The organism is Leifsonia sp. NPDC077715 (genome assembly GCF_040686855.1).
Classification (GTDB): domain Bacteria; phylum Actinomycetota; class Actinomycetes; order Actinomycetales; family Microbacteriaceae; genus Leifsonia.
Genome location: NZ_JBFBOG010000003.1, coordinates 862,478 through 879,423, shown reverse-complemented (window position 1 = coordinate 879,423; position 16,946 = coordinate 862,478). Strand labels below are relative to the sequence as shown.

General features: G+C 72.3%; 17 protein-coding genes. 16 read left to right on the top strand and 1 reads right to left on the bottom strand.

Features of this window, described 5'->3' with window-relative positions; all coding sequences use genetic code 11:
- Window positions 1–89 precede the first annotated feature (89 nt).
- From metK to rpe, 5 genes are all read left to right on the top strand, one after another.
- Window positions 90–1,283 (top strand): methionine adenosyltransferase, encoded by a 1,194-nt coding sequence (gene metK, locus AB0P25_RS18070; protein WP_363809194.1) that lies wholly within the window; start codon window positions 90–92, stop codon window positions 1,281–1,283.
- Between the two features lie 2 nt (window positions 1,284–1,285).
- Entirely contained in the window at window positions 1,286–3,382 is a 2,097-nt protein-coding gene (locus tag AB0P25_RS18065; protein ID WP_363809192.1) for a primosomal protein N', read from the top strand.
- Window positions 3,383–3,773: 391 nt separating this feature from the next.
- Window positions 3,774–4,697: a methionyl-tRNA formyltransferase gene (gene fmt / locus AB0P25_RS18060; RefSeq protein ID WP_363809189.1), complete on the top strand. Its 924-nt coding sequence runs from the start codon at window positions 3,774–3,776 to the stop codon at window positions 4,695–4,697.
- The gene (locus AB0P25_RS18055) at window positions 4,694–6,124 is read left to right on the top strand and encodes a transcription antitermination factor NusB (RefSeq protein WP_363809187.1); all 1,431 of its coding nucleotides are present in this window, start codon (window positions 4,694–4,696) and stop codon (window positions 6,122–6,124) included. The genes fmt and AB0P25_RS18055 overlap by 4 nt, the downstream gene beginning before the upstream one ends.
- Window positions 6,125–6,134: 10 nt before the next feature.
- Window positions 6,135–6,800, top strand: a complete 666-nt coding sequence (rpe, locus tag AB0P25_RS18050) for a ribulose-phosphate 3-epimerase (protein WP_363809186.1) — start codon at window positions 6,135–6,137, stop codon at window positions 6,798–6,800.
- Here rpe and AB0P25_RS18045 read toward each other — a convergent pair.
- Window positions 6,797–7,987, bottom strand: coding sequence for an aromatic acid/H+ symport family MFS transporter (locus AB0P25_RS18045; protein WP_363809184.1), 1,191 nt, complete (start codon window positions 7,985–7,987; stop codon window positions 6,797–6,799). The two genes, rpe and AB0P25_RS18045, sit on opposite strands and share 4 nt — an antisense overlap.
- A 156-nt stretch (window positions 7,988–8,143) precedes the next feature.
- Between AB0P25_RS18045 and AB0P25_RS18040 the strand changes: the two genes are divergently transcribed.
- The 11 genes from AB0P25_RS18040 (at window position 8,144) to lgt (ending at window position 16,807) form a co-directional block, all read left to right on the top strand.
- On the top strand, window positions 8,144–8,407 hold the full coding sequence (locus AB0P25_RS18040) for a phosphoribosyl-ATP diphosphatase (protein WP_363809183.1): 264 nt from the start codon (window positions 8,144–8,146) through the stop codon (window positions 8,405–8,407).
- Window positions 8,408–8,450: 43 nt separating this feature from the next.
- A complete protein-coding gene (hisG, locus tag AB0P25_RS18035; protein WP_363809182.1) occupies window positions 8,451–9,290 on the top strand; it encodes an ATP phosphoribosyltransferase in 840 nt (279 codons plus the stop codon).
- Entirely contained in the window at window positions 9,290–10,054 is a 765-nt protein-coding gene (gene hisF / locus AB0P25_RS18030; RefSeq protein ID WP_064109181.1) for an imidazole glycerol phosphate synthase subunit HisF, read from the top strand. The genes hisG and hisF overlap by 1 nt, the downstream gene beginning before the upstream one ends.
- Window positions 10,051–10,446, top strand: coding sequence for a phosphoribosyl-AMP cyclohydrolase (gene hisI, locus AB0P25_RS18025; RefSeq protein ID WP_363809180.1), 396 nt, complete (start codon window positions 10,051–10,053; stop codon window positions 10,444–10,446). Before hisF ends, hisI begins: the two co-directional genes overlap by 4 nt.
- Before the next feature lie 5 nt (window positions 10,447–10,451).
- Complete coding sequence (locus AB0P25_RS18020) at window positions 10,452–11,975, top strand: anthranilate synthase component I (RefSeq protein ID WP_363809347.1); 1,524 nt, start codon at window positions 10,452–10,454, stop codon at window positions 11,973–11,975.
- Complete coding sequence (locus AB0P25_RS18015; protein WP_363809178.1) at window positions 11,972–12,652, top strand: Trp biosynthesis-associated membrane protein; 681 nt, start codon at window positions 11,972–11,974, stop codon at window positions 12,650–12,652. Before AB0P25_RS18020 ends, AB0P25_RS18015 begins: the two co-directional genes overlap by 4 nt.
- 69 nt (window positions 12,653–12,721) lie before the next feature.
- The gene (locus tag AB0P25_RS18010; RefSeq protein WP_064109178.1) at window positions 12,722–12,952 is read left to right on the top strand and encodes a DUF6704 family protein; all 231 of its coding nucleotides are present in this window, start codon (window positions 12,722–12,724) and stop codon (window positions 12,950–12,952) included.
- 3 nt (window positions 12,953–12,955) lie between these two features.
- On the top strand, window positions 12,956–13,726 hold the full coding sequence (gene trpC, locus AB0P25_RS18005) for an indole-3-glycerol phosphate synthase TrpC (protein ID WP_363809177.1): 771 nt from the start codon (window positions 12,956–12,958) through the stop codon (window positions 13,724–13,726).
- Entirely contained in the window at window positions 13,726–14,937 is a 1,212-nt protein-coding gene (gene trpB / locus AB0P25_RS18000; protein ID WP_363809176.1) for a tryptophan synthase subunit beta, read from the top strand. Before trpC ends, trpB begins: the two co-directional genes overlap by 1 nt.
- Window positions 14,934–15,734, top strand: a complete 801-nt coding sequence (gene trpA, locus AB0P25_RS17995) for a tryptophan synthase subunit alpha (RefSeq protein ID WP_363809175.1) — start codon at window positions 14,934–14,936, stop codon at window positions 15,732–15,734. Before trpB ends, trpA begins: the two co-directional genes overlap by 4 nt.
- An 83-nt stretch (window positions 15,735–15,817) precedes the next feature.
- Complete coding sequence (gene lgt / locus AB0P25_RS17990; RefSeq protein WP_363809346.1) at window positions 15,818–16,807, top strand: prolipoprotein diacylglyceryl transferase; 990 nt, start codon at window positions 15,818–15,820, stop codon at window positions 16,805–16,807.
- Window positions 16,808–16,946: the final 139 nt, after the last annotated feature.

The window sequence follows — 16,946 nt, the reverse complement described above, 5'->3', positions numbered from 1 at the left end:
TGGAGCTCAGGGGAAGCGCGAAGCGGTTCCGCGACCCCAGCGCCGAGGGAGCCTGCGACCGAGGTCACATCCAGCACGAGGGAGAACCCATGGCAGATCTGCGTCTCTTCACGTCCGAGTCCGTCACCGAAGGCCACCCGGACAAGATCTGCGACCAGATCTCCGACAGCATCCTGGATGCACTGCTCACCGTCGACCCGCACAGCCGGGCCGCGGTCGAGACCCTGGTCACCACCGGCCTCGTGCACGTCGCGGGCGAGGTGACGACGCGCGGCTACGTCGAGATCCCCGCGCTGGTGCGGAACAAGCTGGTCGAGATCGGGTACGACTCCTCCGACGTCAGCTTCGACGGGACCCAGTGCGGCGTCTCCATCTCGATCGGCGCGCAGTCACCCGACATCGCGCAGGGCGTCGACAACGCGCTCGAGACCCGTGCCGAGCAGAGCCACGACGACCTCGACCGTCAGGGCGCCGGCGACCAGGGCATCATGTTCGGCTACGCCACCACCGAGACCCCGCAGTACATGCCGCTGCCGATCTGGCTCGCGCACCGCCTCGCCGAGCGCCTGGCCTCGGTGCGCAAGGACGGCACGCTCGACTACCTGCGTCCCGACGGCAAGACGCAGGTCACCATCGGCTACGAGGGCGCCGTGCCGAAGTCGGTGCAGACGGTCGTGCTGTCGACGCAGCACGCGCCGCACGTCTCCAACGAGCAGCTGCAGGCCGAGATCGTCGAGGAGGTCATCAACCCGGTGCTCCACGGCGCCGGGCTCGAGACCTCCCACATCCGGACGCTCATCAACCCGACCGGTCGCTTCGAGATCGGCGGCCCGAAGGGCGACGCCGGGCTCACCGGCCGCAAGATCATCGTCGACACCTACGGAGGCGCATCCCGTCACGGCGGCGGCGCCTTCTCGGGCAAGGACCCGTCGAAGGTCGACCGCTCGGCCGCGTACGCCATGCGCTGGGTCGCCAAGAACGCCGTGGCGGCGGGCTTCGCCGACCGGCTCGAGGTGCAGATCGCGTACGCGATCGGCAAGGCGGCCCCGGTGGGCCTCTACGTCGAGACGTTCGGCACCGCGAAGGTGCCGGAGGAGCGCATCATCCGCGCGATCCAGGACGTCTTCGACCTGCGTCCCGCCGCGATCATCCGCGACCTCGACCTGCTGCGCCCGATCTACGCGCAGACCGCGACCTACGGCCACTTCGGCCGCGAGCTCCCCGAGTTCACCTGGGAGCGGCTGGACCGCGTCGACGACCTGCGCTCGGCCGCAGGACTCTGAGCGTGGCGGCGGCCGCACGGGTCGCCCGGGTCGTCATCGACTCCCCGCTCCCGCAGCTCGACCATCTCTTCGACTACGCCATCCCCGAGGAGCTCGCCGACGCGGCGGTGCCGGGGGTGCGCGTGCGCGTGCCGCTGCGCTCCGCGGGCCGCGTGGCCGACGGGTACCTCGTGGAGGTCGGCGACCCGGACGACGCGTTCGAGGGGACGCTGAGTCCGATCGAGGCGGTGGTGTCGCCCGCGCGGGTCCTGACGCCCGAGGTGTGGCGGCTGGCGCGGCGGCTCGCCGACCGCAGCGCGGGCACGGCGAGCGATATCCTGCGCCTCGCCGTCCCCGGTCGGATGGTGCGCGTCGAGAAGGCCTGGCTCGCGGCGCGTTCCGCGTCGAGTGGTGAGTCGATGTCTCCATCCGACGCCGATGGCGACCAGATGTCGCCACCGGACGGCGCGGACGTGCCGGACGGCGCGTCCATCGCGGCCGTCCCGGTCGTGCCGGTGCGCGGGTACGGCGAGCGGGTGCTGGAGGACGCCGTCGCCCGCGACGAGCGGATCGCACTGCGCGCCATCCCGCGCCTCGTGCCGCTGCCCGACGGGAGCTGGGTCGGGGAGTGGGCCGTCACCCTGGCCGCGCTGGCCGCGGACTGCTGGCGCGGTGGCCGGACCGCGATCATCGCCGTCCCCGACCACCGCGATCTGGAACAGCTCGCCGCCGCCCTCGCCGCGGTCGCGCCGCCCGAGGCGGTGGTGCGGGCCGACGCGGGACAGGCAAACGCCGACCGCTACCGCGGGTTCCTCGAGGCGCTGTCCGGGCCGCGCATCGTCATCGGCAACCGGTCGGTGGTCTACGCGCCCGCTTCGCGCCTCGGCTTGCTGGTGGTCTGGGAGGATAGCGACCCGCTGCACGCCGAGCCGCTGAGTCCGTACGTCCACACGCGGGACGCGGCGCTCGTCCGCCAGGAGCTGGAAGGCTGCGCGCTCGTGCTGAGCGGCAACATCCGGAGCGTGGAGGCGCAGCGGCTGGTCGAACTCGGCTGGCTGCGCGATTTCGGCCCGGAGCGCGCTATCACCCCGAAGATCGTCCTCACCGCGAACCAGCAGGCACCGGAGCCGATGGCGCGTGCGGCACGCATCCCCTCGACGGCCTGGCGCACCGCCCGGGAGGCGCTGGACGGGTCGAGCGAGCGACCCCGCGGACCGGTGCTCGTGCAGGTCGCACGCCCCGGCTACGCGCCCATGATCGCCTGCGCGAATTGCGGGCAGGCGGCCCGCTGCACGTACTGCAAGGGACCGCTCCACCAGACCCGGGCCGGCGCGCCGCCGTCTTGCACCGTGTGCGGACGTCTCGCCACCGACTGGCAGTGCGAGCACTGCGAGCACCGGCGGTTCCGGATGACGACCATCGGCTCCGGCCGCACCGCCGAGGAGCTGGGGCGCGCGTTCCCGGGCACGCGCGTCATCCTCGCCGACGGCGACCACCCCGTCCAGCGCATCGGGTCCGGACCGGCGCTCGTGGTGGCGACCCGCGGCGCCGAGCCCATCGCCGAGGGCGGCTACCAGGCCGTGCTGCTCCTCGACGGCGAGCGGATGCTCGCGCGCGAGTCCCTGCACGTCGCCGAGGACTGCCTCCGCTGGTGGCAGAGCGCGGCCGGTCTCGCGGCGCCGGGCGCGCCGACCGTGCTGGTCGGCGTCTCCGGACCGCTCGCCCGCGACTTCGCGACCGGCCGCCTGGTCGAGTTCGCGCACGCCGAGCTGGTGGACCGCCGCGAGCTCCGCTTCCCGCCGGCCGTCCGACTGGCCTCGGTGACCGGTGCGGAGGCGACGGTCACGGAGGTGCTGCGGGCGGTGGACGCGTCCCTCCTCATCGACGTGCTCGGCCCGGCGCCCGTGGAGCCGGACGGCGCATCGGCCCGGCGCGCCGGTCCGGACCAGGTCCGCGCGGTGCTGCGCTTCGAGTACGCGCACGGAGCCAACGTGGCGGCGGCGGTGCGCGCCGCCGTCGTCAAGAACGCGACCCGCCGCCGTCGCGCCCCCGCCGGCCGCCCCGGCTACCGCCCCGCGCCGAGCCTGCGCGTGCGCTTCGACGACCCCGAGATCCTGTAGCCCCGCGCCCGCGCACCCGCATCCATGGGTCGCAACACGCCGTCATCGCCCGCGCGTGACGGCGTGTTGCGTCCCATCGCTGGCCGCGCTCGGCGCATCTACTGGTCCCAACACGCCGTTACGCCCCGCCGGGTAACGGCGTGTCGGGCCGCCAGCTGCATCCATGGGGCGCAACACGCCGTTACCGCCTGCGCGTAGCGGCGTGTTGCGCCCCATGGGCGGGGTGCGCTGCGGTCAACGCGCACCCGGCCCCGCGTCGGAGGCGCGTCGTTGACGCGACGCGCCGCAATGCGTGCGCGGCGGGCGGCGTGTTGCGTCAACCAGGGCGACGGCGGCGGTCGACGGCGCGGAGTAGGCTGGGTGGCCGTCCCGAACCGAAAGAACCTTCTTCATGCGCATCGTCTTCGCCGGCACCCCGGCCGTCGCCATCCCGTCGCTGGAGGCCGTCGCCGCGCGCCACGAGGTGGTCGCCGTCGTCACCCGCGAGGACGCGCCCCTCGGGCGCAAGCGCGTGCTCACGCCGTCGCCGGTCGCCGAGGCCGCCGAACGTCTCGGCCTCCCTGTGATCAAGGCGAACCGGCTGCGTGAGGAGGTCACCGACCGCATCCGCGACCTGGCGCCCGACCTCGGCGTCGTCGTCGCGTACGGCGGGCTCGTGCGCGAGCCGCTGCTGTCTCTGCCCCGCCTGGGATGGGTGAACCTGCACTTCTCGCTGCTCCCGCGCTGGCGCGGAGCGGCGCCGGTGCAGCACGCCGTCATCGCGGGCGACACGGAGACGGGTGCGGCGGTGTTCTACCTCGTGCCGGAGCTCGACGCGGGCGATGTGTACGCCGAGCTGCGCCGTCCGATCGGCCCGGACGAGACCGCCGGCGAGCTCCTGAACGCCCTGGCGGTCGACGGCGCCGCGCTGCTGGCCGACACCGCCGACGCGCTCGCCGCCGGAACCGCGCGTGCCGTACCGCAGCAGGGCGAGCCACGCCCGGCCTCCAAGCTGACCCTCGACGACGCCCGGCTCGACCTCACCGAGCCCGCCCACCGCGTCTACGCCCGCCTGCGCGGCGTGACCCCCGAGCCGGGTGCGTTCGCGCTGCTCGGCGGTGAGCGCTTCAAGGTCCTCGCCGCCCGCCGCACCGACGGGGAGCCGCCGCTCGCCCCGGGCGTCGTCGAGGCGCGCGGCCGCCGCATCCTGGTCGGCACCGGCACCGACCCGCTGGAGCTCGTCACCGTCCAGCCCGCGGGCAAGCGCGCGATGTCGGCGGCCGACTGGATGCGCGGCGCGGCGCAGTCCGGCGACGAAGGCCTGGTGCTCTCGTGAGCCCGCGCCCCGACACCCGCGGCCGCGGCAGCCGCCCGTCCCGCCCGCAGCAGACCCACGTCCAGCCCGCCCGTCGCGTCGCCTTCGATGTCCTCCAGGCGGTGCGCGAATCCGACGCCTACGCGAACCTGCTCCTCCCGACCCGCATCGCCCGCGCCGCGCTCTCGTCCGCCGACGCGGCCCTCGCGACCGAGCTGACCTACGGCACCCTCCGGATGCAGGGGTACTACGACCGTGTCATCCAGATCGCCGCGGGCCGTCCGGTCGACAGGATCGACCCGCCGCTGCTCGACGTGCTGCGCCTCGGCGCGCATCAGCTGCTCTCGACCCGGGTCGCCGCACACGCCGCGGTGAACGAGTCGGTCGGACTGGCCCGAACCGTCGGCAGCCGGTCGGGCACGGGCTTCGTCAACGGCGTCCTCCGTGAGATCGGCCGCCACACCCCGGAGGAGTGGCGCCAGCAAGTCGCCGGCCGCGCCAAGAACGAGGACGACCGGCTCGCCGCCCTGTACTCGCATCCGGTGTGGGTGATCCGCGCGTTCCGCCGGTCGCTCGACGCGGAGGGACGCGGCGACGAGCTCGAGGCGCTGCTGGAGGCGGACAACACGGCCCCGCGCGTCAACCTCATCGCCCTGCCGGGCCTGGCCGACGAGCCGGAAGGCGCCCGTCCGGACCGCTTCTCGCCTCCCGGCTTCACCGCAGGCGGGGGAGACCCGCAGCGCCTGGTGGAGGAGGCGGATGGCCGCATCCGCGTGCAGGACGAGGGCTCGCAGCTGGCCGCCCTCGCCCTGACGCGCGCGCGCCCGGTCGTGCCGGGCGAGCGCTGGCTCGACCTGTGCGCCGGCCCCGGCGGCAAGGCCGCGCTGCTCGCCGCGGAGGCGCTGGCGGGGGGAGCATCGCTCGTCGCCAACGAGCTGGTGCCCGCCCGCGCCGAGCTGGTCCGCCGTGCGCTCGCGCCGGTCCCGCTCGAGGTCTCCGTCTGGGAGAAGGACGGCGTGGTCGTCGGCGCGGAGAACCCCGAGGCGTTCGACCGCATCCTGCTCGACGCGCCGTGCACCGGTCTGGGCGCGCTCCGCCGCCGCCCGGAGGCCCGCTGGCGCAAGACGCCGCGCGACGTCGCCGAGTTGACCGTGCTGCAGGCCGCCCTGCTCGACTCCGCTGTCGCCGCGCTGAAGCCCGGCGGGCTGCTCGCCTACGTCACCTGCTCACCGCACCTGGCCGAGACCCGTGGGATCGTTCAGGATGCGCTCGACCGCCACGCAGGCGTCCTCCAGGCCGAGCCGACCGCCGAGCTCATGCAGGCGTTCACGGCCGAGCGGATGGATCTCGCCGGCGACGGCGACACCGTGCAGCTGTGGCCCCACCGGCACGTCACCGACGCCATGTTCATCGCCCTGCTGCGCAAGACCGCCGACGCCCCGGCCTAGGCTGGAGCGCATGGGACACGTGCGCATCAACCCGAGCATCCTGGCCGCCGACTTCGTCAACATGCAGTCCGAGCTGCAGCGGATCGACACCGCCGACCTGGTGCACGTGGATGTGATGGACAACCACTTCGTCCCCAATCTGACCTTCGGCCCGCAGATGGTCGGCCGCATCCAGGACGTCAGCCCGATCCCGCTCGACGTGCACCTGATGATCGACGACCCCGACCACTGGGCCCTCGGCTACGCCGAGCTCGGCGCCTACTCGGTGACCTTCCACGCCGAGGCGGCTCACGATCCCATCTCGCTGGCGCGCCGCCTGCGCGCAATCGGCTCGCGGGCCGGAATCGCGCTGAAGCCGGGCACCGCCGTCGAGCCGTACCTCGACCTGCTCGAGGAGTTCGACCAGGTGCTGGTGATGACCGTCGAGCCGGGATTCGGCGGCCAGTCGTTCATGCCCGAGATGATGCCGAAGCTGGTCGCGCTGCGGCAGGCGGTCGAGGCGCGCGGTCTCGACGTCTGGCTCCAGGTCGACGGCGGCGTCACCGAGGAGACCATCGTGACCGCGGCCACGGCGGGTGCCGACACGTTCGTCGCGGGCTCCAGCGTGTTCCGGGGCGAGCCGGCCGAGCGCATCCAGGCGCTCCGGGACGCCGCCTCGGCGCACGCGCACGGCTAGGCTGCGTCAGCCACCGGAAGCGGCGCGTCCGACGCGGACGCGAGAGGCGGCACGATCGCGACGCCGATCGCGGCGACCACGGCTGTGAGCGCGAACACGTAGAAGCTGCCCGGGTACGCCTGGCCCAGCGTGACCAGCAGGCCGGTCACCGCCGGACCGGCTATCGCGCCGAGCCGGCCGAGGCCGGCCGCGTAGCCCAGAGCGGTGGCACGCGTCTCGGGCGGGTAGACGAACACGCCTGTGATGAACACGGCGACGAACAGCAGGACCACAGCCTCCACCCGGATGCTGAGCAGGGCGAGGAAGACCGCCGCCAGCCCGAACCAGATCAGCGCCACGCGCCGCGGTCCGCGCGCGTCCGCGAGCCAGCCGGCGATCAGCAGGCCGGTGACCGCTCCGACATTGAGCACGAGGAGGAAGACCAACGCGTCGGCGGTCGCGTATCCGGCGGTCGCCATCAGCTGGGGCAGCCAGGTGTTGAGGCCGTAGACCAGCAGCAGTCCCATGAACGACGCCAGCCAGACGCCCAGGCTGACCCGGAGGAAGCGTCCGCGCACCAGCGCCCGGACCGTCCCCCCGGACGGCGCGCGACCGTCGCGGGACGCCGCGAGGCGCGCCGACTCCGGGAGCAGGAACCAGAGGACCGGGAGGAGGACGAGCCCGGCGATGCCCCCGATCGCGAACATCCACCGCCACTCCGGGATGATCACCAGCGCGAGCAGGGCGGTGAGCACCGCGCCGGTGTGGTAGCCGGTCATCGTGAGCGTGGTCGAGCGGCCGGTCCAGTGCTCGGGCACGAACTCCGATACGGCCGCGAGAGCGACCGGAAGGCACGCTCCGAGCCCGACGCCCGCCAGGAAACGGAGCAGGCCGAACGCGAGGACGGACGGCGCGAAGGCGATCCCCAGCGTGCAGAGCGAGAACAAGGCGACGCACGCCGTGAGGGGGCCGCGACGGCCGTACCGGTCGGCGAGCGGCCCGACCGTGATCGCGCCGAGACCGACGCCGACCAGTCCGGTCGTAGCGACGAGGGTCGCGGCGCCGGCGTTGAATCCGGCGTCTCCGGTCGCGAGCAGGGTGGGGATCACTGCGCCGAGTACGACGAGGTCGAACCCGTCGAGCACCACCACCAGCCAGCAGAGGATCAGCGACAGCGACCGGGTGGTGGGTGGGGTCTTCGATGTCATGGAGCCTCCTCGCTCGGTGCTTCGCTGCGGAGCTATGCACGCAATATGTGTGTATAGCGCATGTCTATGTGAGGCGTAACAGTAGCATGAACGTCAGGCACGCTCTCCCTCCGTCTCCCGCGCCGACCGCCTGCCGCCAGCTAGTACGCTAGAACGGTGAAAAACTTCGACGACCTCTTCGCCGAGCTGAGCGACAAGGCGCGCACCCGCCCGGAGGGCTCCGGCACGGTCCGCGAGCTGGACGCCGGCGTGCACGCCATCGGCAAGAAGATCGTCGAGGAGGCCGCCGAGGTGTGGATGGCCGCCGAGTACGAGTCCGACGACGCGCTCGCCGAAGAGGCCTCCCAGCTGCTCTACCACCTGCAGGTCCTGCTCCTCGCGAAGGGCCTGACCCCGGCCGACGTGTACCGACATCTGTGATGGCTCGCCCCCATCCACGTATCGTCGACACGAAAGACCGAACATGCTGAAGATCGCCGTCCCCAACAAGGGTTCCCTCTCCGAGACCGCGGCGCAGATGCTGCACGAGGCCGGGTACGTCGGCCGCCGCGACCCCAAGGAGCTCATCGTCACCGACGCCCGCAACGGCGTCGAGTTCTTCTATCTGCGGCCGCGCGACATCGCGACCTACGTCGGCTCCGGCGCGCTCGACGTGGGCATCACCGGCCGCGACCTGCTGCTCGACTCCGGCTCGCCGGCCGCCGAGATCGAGGCGCTTGACTTCGCCGCGTCCACCTTCCGTTTCGCCGGGCCTGCAGGGGTCTTCACCGAGCTGGCCGACCTGGAGGGCAAGCGCGTCGCGACGAGCTATCCCGGCCTGGTCGGCGCGTTCCTCGGGGAGAACGGCGTCAGCACGTCGCTGATCAAGCTCGACGGCGCCGTGGAGTCGGCGGTGCGGCTCGGCGTCGCGGACGCGGTGGCGGATGTGGTCGAGACCGGCTCGACGCTGCGCAAGCAGGGGCTGGAGATCTTCGGACCGGTCATCCTCGAGTCCGAGGCGGTGCTCATCTCGTCGCCCGCCGGCGCCGCGGGCGTCGACACGCTGGTCCGCCGCCTGCAGGGCGTCATGGTCGCCCGGCAGTACGTGCTCATCGACTACAACCTGCCGGTGGCGCTGCTGGACGCTGCGGTCGCCCTCACGCCGGGCGTCGAGTCCCCGACGGTGTCGCCGCTGGGCGAGCCCGACTGGGTGGCGGTCCGGGTGATGATCAAGCGCGACCAGACCAACCACATCATGGACGCGCTGTACGAACTGGGCGCGCGCGCCATCCTGGTCACCTCCATCCACGCCGCGAGGATCTGATGGGCGTCTCGGTCCGCGTCATCCCCTGTCTGGATGTGGCCGCCGGCCGCGTCGTGAAGGGCGTCAACTTCCAGAACCTGCGCGACCAGGGCGACCCGGTCGAGCTCGCCGCCCGCTACTTCGAGCAGGGCGCCGACGAGCTGACCTTCCTGGATGTGACCGCCACGGTCGACGACCGCGCCACCACCTACGACGTGGTGCGGGCGACGGCCGAACAGGTCTTCATCCCGCTCACCGTCGGCGGCGGCGTGCGCAGCCCGGAGGATGTGGCCAAGCTGCTCGGCCACGGCGCCGACAAGGTGGGCGTCAACTCGGCCGCCATCGCGCGCCCGGAGCTGATCGCCGAGATCGCCGCGCGCTTCGGCGCCCAGGTGCTGGTGCTGTCCCTGGATGTGAAGCGCTCGGCGGCGACGCCGTCCGGGTTCGTCGTCACCACGCACGGCGGCCGCACCGAGACCGACCTCGACGCGCTCGAGTGGGCGCGGCGGGCGATCGAGCTGGGCGCGGGGGAGCTGCTGGTCAACTCCATCGACGCCGACGGCACCAAGGAGGGCTTCGACCTGGAGCTCATCCGCGAGATGCGCGCGCTGAGCACGGTCCCCGTGATCGCGTCGGGCGGCGCCGGAAGGCTCGGCGACTTCGTGCCCGCGATCGAGGCGGGAGCGGACGCGGTGCTCGCCGCGAGCGTGTTCCACCAGGGCGAATTGACGATCGATCAGGTGAAGGACGAACTGGCCGCGGCCGGGATGGAGGTCCGACGATGAGCGACACCACGAACATCACGAAGCCCGAGGCGGTGCTGGAGCGCATCCGCTTCACCGACACCGGCCTCGTGCCCGCGATCATCCAGCAGTACGACACGCGCGAGGTGCTGATGATGGGGTGGATGGACGCCGAGGCGTTCCGCCGCACCATGACCGAGGGACGCGTGACGTTCTGGTCGCGCTCGCGCCAGGAGTACTGGCGGAAGGGCGACACGTCCGGCCACGTCCAGTACGTGAAGGGCGTCGCGCTCGACTGCGACGGCGACACCCTGCTCGTGACCGTCGACCAGATCGGCGCGGCCTGCCACACCGGGACGCGCACCTGTTTCGATGCGGATGTGCTGCAGCCCGAGGTGGGCGCGAGTCCCGACATCGAGGCGGCCGACCTGTGATCCGGATGCCCGCCGCCACCACCGAGCGCGAGGCATTCGACGCGCTCGTGGCGGACCACCGCGTGGTCCCCGTGGTCCGCGAGCTGTTCGCGGACGGGGAGACGCCGGTCGGCATCTACCGCAAGCTCGCAGCCGGTCGCGCCGGGACGTTCCTGCTGGAGTCGGCCGAGCAGGGCGGGATCTGGTCCCGCTTCTCGTTCGTCGGCGCCGCGTCCTTCGGGGTGCTCACGCAGCAGGGGGACGACGTGCGCTGGCTCGACTACGGCCTCTCCGCCGAGCGCGCTCTCGGCACGGCGTCGGTGCTGCGCCCGCTGGAGGCATTGGCCGCGCTGCACGCGCGCTGGCAGACGCCGCGCATCCCGGGCCTGCCGCCGCTGACCGGCGGGCTGGTCGGGTTCATCGGCTGGGAGGCCATCCGCCAGATCGAGCGGCTGCCCGACGCCCCGCCGGCCGACCTGGAGGTGCCCGGCCAGGCGCTCGCGTTCGTCGCCGACCTCGTCGTGATCGACCACCGCTCCGGCTACGTGAAGCTCATCGCCAACGCCCTGGCCGACGGCACCGACGACGCCGACACCCTGTGGGCGGATGCGCAGGCGCGCCTCGACCGCATGCAGCGCGAGCTCTCGCAGCCGTCGGAGGCATGGCTGGCGGAGGTCGACCTCCTCACGCCGGCCGAGCCCGTCTCCCGCACGCGACGAGAGGATTTCCTGGCGTCCGTCGTCACGGCGAAAGAGCGCATCGTCGACGGCGACATCTTCCAAGTCGTCATCTCGCAGCGCTTCGAGCTGGAGTGCACCGCGCCCGCGCTCGACGTCTACCGCGTGCTGCGGGCGCTCAACCCGAGCCCGTACATGTACCTGCTCTCGCTCGAGAAGCCGGACGGCGAGGCGTACCAGATCGTCGGATCCTCGCCCGAGGCGCTGGTGAAGGTGCAGGAGGGACGCGCGTTCACCCATCCCATCGCCGGCTCCCGCCCGCGCGGCGCGACACCGGAGGAGGACCTCGACCTGGAGGCGTCCCTGCTCGCGGACGACAAGGAGCGCGCCGAGCACCTGATGCTCGTCGACCTCGCCCGCAACGACCTGCTCAAGGTGTGCGAGGCGGGCACGGTCGAGGTGACGGAGTTCATGCGCATCGAGCGGTTCAGCCACATCATGCACATCGTCTCCTCGGTCGAGGGAGATCTGCGCCCGGAGGCGACAGCGATCGACGTGTTCCGTGCGACGTTCCCGGCGGGGACGCTGTCGGGCGCGCCGAAGCCGATGGCGTTGCGCATCATCGACGAGCTGGAGCCCGCTCAGCGCGGCGTCTACGGCGGCGTGATCGGGTACTTCGACTTCGCCGGGGACGCTGACCTCGCAATCGCGATCCGCACCGCGACCATCCTCGGCGGCGTCGCCCGCGTGCAGGCGGGCGGAGGACTGGTCGCCGACTCGGTGCCCGAGAGCGAGTTCCAGGAGTCCGTCAACAAGGCCGCCGCCCCGCTGCGCGCGGTCGCGGTGGCGAACGCGATGAAGCGGGTACTGTGAACGGCCGCAGGGTCAAGTACACGACGATGCTGCTCCTCGTCGTGGGGAGCGGCCTGGCCCTGCTCGCCGCGACGCAGACCTGGTTCAGCATCCGACTGACCGACACCGCGAACCACTCCGCCACGATCAGCGTGGCCGGGTCCGTGGCCGCTCCGGCGCTCACCGCGCTCGCGCTCGCGGGCCTCGCGCTGACGGCAGCGCTGGCGATCGCGGGGCCGGTGTTCCGGATCGTGCTCGCGCTGCTGGGCATCCTGCTGGGGGTCTCGGTCCTCGTCTCGGCGATCACCGCGGTGTCGGATGCGGTGCGCGCCTCCGCGTCGGCCATCACCTCCGCGACAGGCGTGGCCGGCGACGCCTCCGTCCGCCATCTCGTCCACTCGGTCGAGACGCAGTTCTGGCCGTGGCTCGCCATCGTCGCCGGTGCCGTGATCGTGCTCGCGAGCGCGGCCGTCATCGTGTTCTCACGCGTCTGGCCCGGACCGTCGCGCAAGTACCAGACCCGGTTCGCGGGGGAGGACGGCCGACCGGCCGAGGAGGTCGTGGCCGAGGCCGCAGAGGACGGCAGCGCCGCCGCGGACGCCGCCGACGACACGCCCGAGGGCCCGCAGACCCTCGACCGCGACACCGCCATCGACAGCTGGGACGAGCTGACGCGCGGCGACGACCCCACGCGCTGAGCCACTAGACTGGGTGCGTTCCATCCCCCGTGCGCGCCCGGCGGCGCGCACCCGACGTGCAGGAGTCCCATGAGCAGCGAGTCAGTCGAACCAGGCCACGGTCACTCGCCGGCGGCGTGGACGGCCGTGATCATCATGCTGGTCGCCTTCACCATCGGCGCGATCGCGTTCTTCTTCGACGCCCCGATCATCGTCTGGGCAGCGGCGGGACTCGCCGTGATCGGCCTCATCGTGGGCTGGGTCATGAAGCGCGCGGGCTACGGAGTGGGCGGCTCCAAGTACACCCCGAAGGGCCACTGATCCGTGCTCGCCGACCTCGTCGCCGGCGCGCTGGAAGACGCTGACCGGCGGCGCTCCGAGCGTCCGCTCGCCGAGGTGGAGGCCGCCGCGCTGGCCCGCCCGGCCGCGCTCGACGCCCTGGCGGCGCTCGCCCCGGCGGAGCGCGTCAAGATCATCGCCGAGGTGAAGCGCGCGAGCCCGTCGCGCGGATCGCTCGCCGCCATCCCCGACCCGGCCGCCCTCGCCGTCTCGTACGAGACCGGCGGCGCCAGCGCGATCAGCGTGCTGACCGAGGAGCGGAAGTTCCACGGCTCGCTCGCCGACCTGGAGGCCGTGCGCGACGCGGTGTCCATCCCGGTGCTGCGCAAGGAGTTCGTCGCCGATCCGTACCAGGTGTTCGAGGCCCGTGCTGCGGGCGCCGACCTGGTGCTGCTGATCGTCGCGGCGCTGGAGCAGAAGCAGCTGGTCGAGCTCCACGAGCTGATCACCGAGCTCGGCATGACCTCCCTCGTGGAGGCGCACTCGGCCGACGAGCTCAGCCGCGCGCTCGACACGGGCGCCGGCCTCGTGGGCGTGAACGCCCGCGACCTCACCACGTTCGAGCTGGATCGGGACCTGTTCGGCCGCCTGGCCGACCGCATCCCGTCCGGCGTCATCCGCGTGGCGGAGTCGGCCGTGAAGTCGGCCGACGACGTCGCGCACTATCGGGCGGCGGGCGCCGATGTGGTGCTCGTCGGCGAGGCGCTCGTGACGAGCGACCCCGTCGCCACGCTCGAAGAGTTCCTGGGAGTCTGATGTCCCTCCGCACTGAGCAGGGTCCGTACTTCGGCGACTTCGGCGGGCGGTTCGTCCCCGAGTCGCTGGTCGCAGCGCTCGACGAGCTGTCGGCGGCGTGGGAGGAGGCGAAGGCCGATCCCGCGTTCCACGCCGAGCTGGACGAGCTGCACCGCACCTACACGGGCCGTCCGTCGATCATCACCGAGGTTCCGCGGTTCGCCGAGCACGCCGGCGGCGCGCGCATCATCCTGAAGCGCGAGGACCTCAACCACACCGGCTCGCACAAGATCAACAACGTGCTGGGCCAGGCCATTCTGACCAAGCGCATCGGCAAGACCCGCGTGATCGCCGAGACCGGCGCCGGCCAGCACGGCGTCGCCACCGCGACCGCCGCCGCGCTGTTCGGCCTCGAGTGCACCATCTACATGGGCGAGGTCGACACCGAGCGCCAGGCGCTCAACGTCGCCCGGATGCGCCTGCTCGGCGCCGAGGTCGTGGCCGTCAAGACCGGCTCGCGCACCCTGAAGGACGCGATCAACGACGCGATGCGCGACTGGGTCACCAACGTCGAGCACACCAACTACATCTTCGGCACCGTCGCGGGGCCGCATCCCTTCCCGGCGATGGTCCGCGACCTGCAGAAGATCATCGGCGAGGAGGCGCGGGAGCAGGTGCTCGCGCTGACCGGCCGGCTCCCGGACGCGGTCGCCGCGTGCGTCGGCGGCGGGTCGAACGCGATGGGCATCTTCCACGCGTTCCTCGACGACGAAGACGTGCGGCTGATCGGCTACGAGGCCGGCGGCGAGGGTGCGGACACCCCGCGCCACGCGGCCACGATCACGAAGGGCCGCCCGGGCGTGCTGCACGGCGCGCGCTCCATGCTGCTGCAGGACGAGGACGGCCAGACCATCGAGTCGCACTCCATCTCGGCGGGCCTCGACTACCCGGGCGTCGGTCCGGAGCACGCGTGGCTCGCGAAGATCGGCCGCGCCGAGTACCTGCCGGTCTCCGACGCGGACGCGATGGAGGCACTGCGCCTGCTCAGCCGCACCGAGGGCATCATCCCGGCGATCGAGTCCTCGCACGCCCTCGCCGGCGCGCTGGCGCTCGGGCGCGAGCTGGGCCCCGGCGGTCTCATCCTGGTGAACCTCAGCGGGCGCGGCGACAAGGACATGGAGACCGCGGGCCGCTACTTCGACCTCATCGACGAGAGCGCGGTGCAGTCGTGAGCGGAGTCGCGGTGAGCCGGGTCGCCGACACGATCGCGCGGCGCAACGACGAGGCGGCCGGTGCTCTGGTCGGCTACCTGCCGGCGGGCTTCCCCGATCTCCGCACCAGCGTGGACGCCGCGGTCGCCCTGGCGCAGAACGGCGTCGACGTCATCGAGCTCGGCCTGCCGTACTCCGACCCGGTCATGGACGGCACGGTCATCCAGGCGGCGACCCAGCAGGCGCTCAGCGCCGGATTCCGCCTCCGCGATGGCTTCACGGCCGTCCGCGAGATCACGGCGCAGGTCGACATCCCGGTGCTCGTCATGACGTACTGGAACCCGGTGCTGCAGTACGGCGTCGACCGCTTCGCCGACGACCTGGCCGACGCCGGGGGAGCCGGGCTCATCACGCCCGACCTCATCCCGGACGAGGGCGCCGACTGGCTCGCCGCCTCCGACCGCGTCGGCCTGGACCGCGTCTTCCTCGCCGCGCCCAGCTCGACCGACGCGCGCCTCAAGCAGGCCGTGGATGCCAGCCGCGGCTTCGTCTACGCCGTCTCGACCATGGGCATCACCGGCGCACGCAGCGACGTGGACGCGGCGGCCCGCACGCTCGTCGGCCGCCTCCGCGAGGCGGGCGCCACCAGCACGTGCGTCGGCCTCGGCATCTCCACGGCCGCTCAGGTGGCCGAGGTGCTGGAGTACGCCGACGGCGCGATCGTCGGCTCGGCGCTGGTCAAGGCGCTGGGCGACGGCGGCGTGGCCGAGGCGGGCCGCGTGGCCGCTGCTCTGGCCCGCGGCACGGAGCGCGGCTGACCGCGTCCTAAACTAATGTCGCAGCGCGCCGCGTCGTGCCGCATCCAACCTGATCGAAAGGCAGTTCTCGGGTGACCCTGACCATGAGCAGCTGGTACGCCAGCATCCCCAGCCCCGGGCCGGAGTGGCAGCAGATCCCGATCGACATCTTCGGGCTCCACTGGCGCATCCAGACGTACGCGATCATGATCCTCATCGGTATCGTCGTCGCCGCGATCTGGACCTCGCGCCGCCTCACCAAGCGCGGTGCGGAGCCGGGCGTGGTGCTCGACATCCTCATCCCGGTCGTGGTGCTCGGCATCATCGGCGCGCGGCTGTACCACGTGTTCACCCACCCGGGCGACTACTTCTACCCGGGTGCCGACCCGTGGAAGGTCTTCGCGATCTGGGAGGGCGGCAACGCCATCTTCGGCTCGCTGCTCGGCGGCGCGGTCGGCGCCTGGATCGGCTGCCGCTGGACCGGCATCCGGTTCTGGACCTTCGCCGACGCCCTGGCCCCGGCCCTCCTGCTCGCGCAGGCGATCGGCCGCCTCGGCAACTGGTTCAACCAGGAGCTGTTCGGACTGCCGACCAACCTGCAATGGGGCCTCGAGATCGACTCGACCAACAAGGCGATCCCGGTCGGGCTCCCGGACAACACGCTGTTCCAGCCGCTGTTCCTCTACGAGATCATCTGGAACGTCATCGGCGTCGTGGTGCTGGTGCTCATCGAGCGCAAGTGGCACCTCCAGTGGGGCAAGCTGTTCGCGGTCTACCTCGTCTGGTACGGCCTCGGCCGCTCCTACCTGGAGTCCATCCGCATCGACCCGAGCGAGTTCTCGTTCCTCGGCATCCCGACCAACGTGTGGGCCGCGTTCGCCGCGGTCGTGCTCGGTCTGATCGTCTTCCTCGTGCAGTCCCGTCGTCACCCCGGACTCGAGCCCAGCCCGTACCGGCCGGGTCGTGAATGGGTGCGTCCCGATGCTGAGGTAGACTCGGACGACACGGACCTGGACGACGAGGGCGCCGCCGACGTAGACGGTGCACCTGCCGGGTCCGCTTCGGCCAAGGCCACAAGCCCCACGAACGGATGAATTCCGACGGCACGAAGTAACCGTCGAGGCGATCCCACGCACTGACCGCACCGAACAGCCCGATCGCACCCGGATCGGGCGGAGCGGCGGAACCCCTCCCAGCACGGGCCGAAGGCGTCCCCGCATTCCACATCCCCAC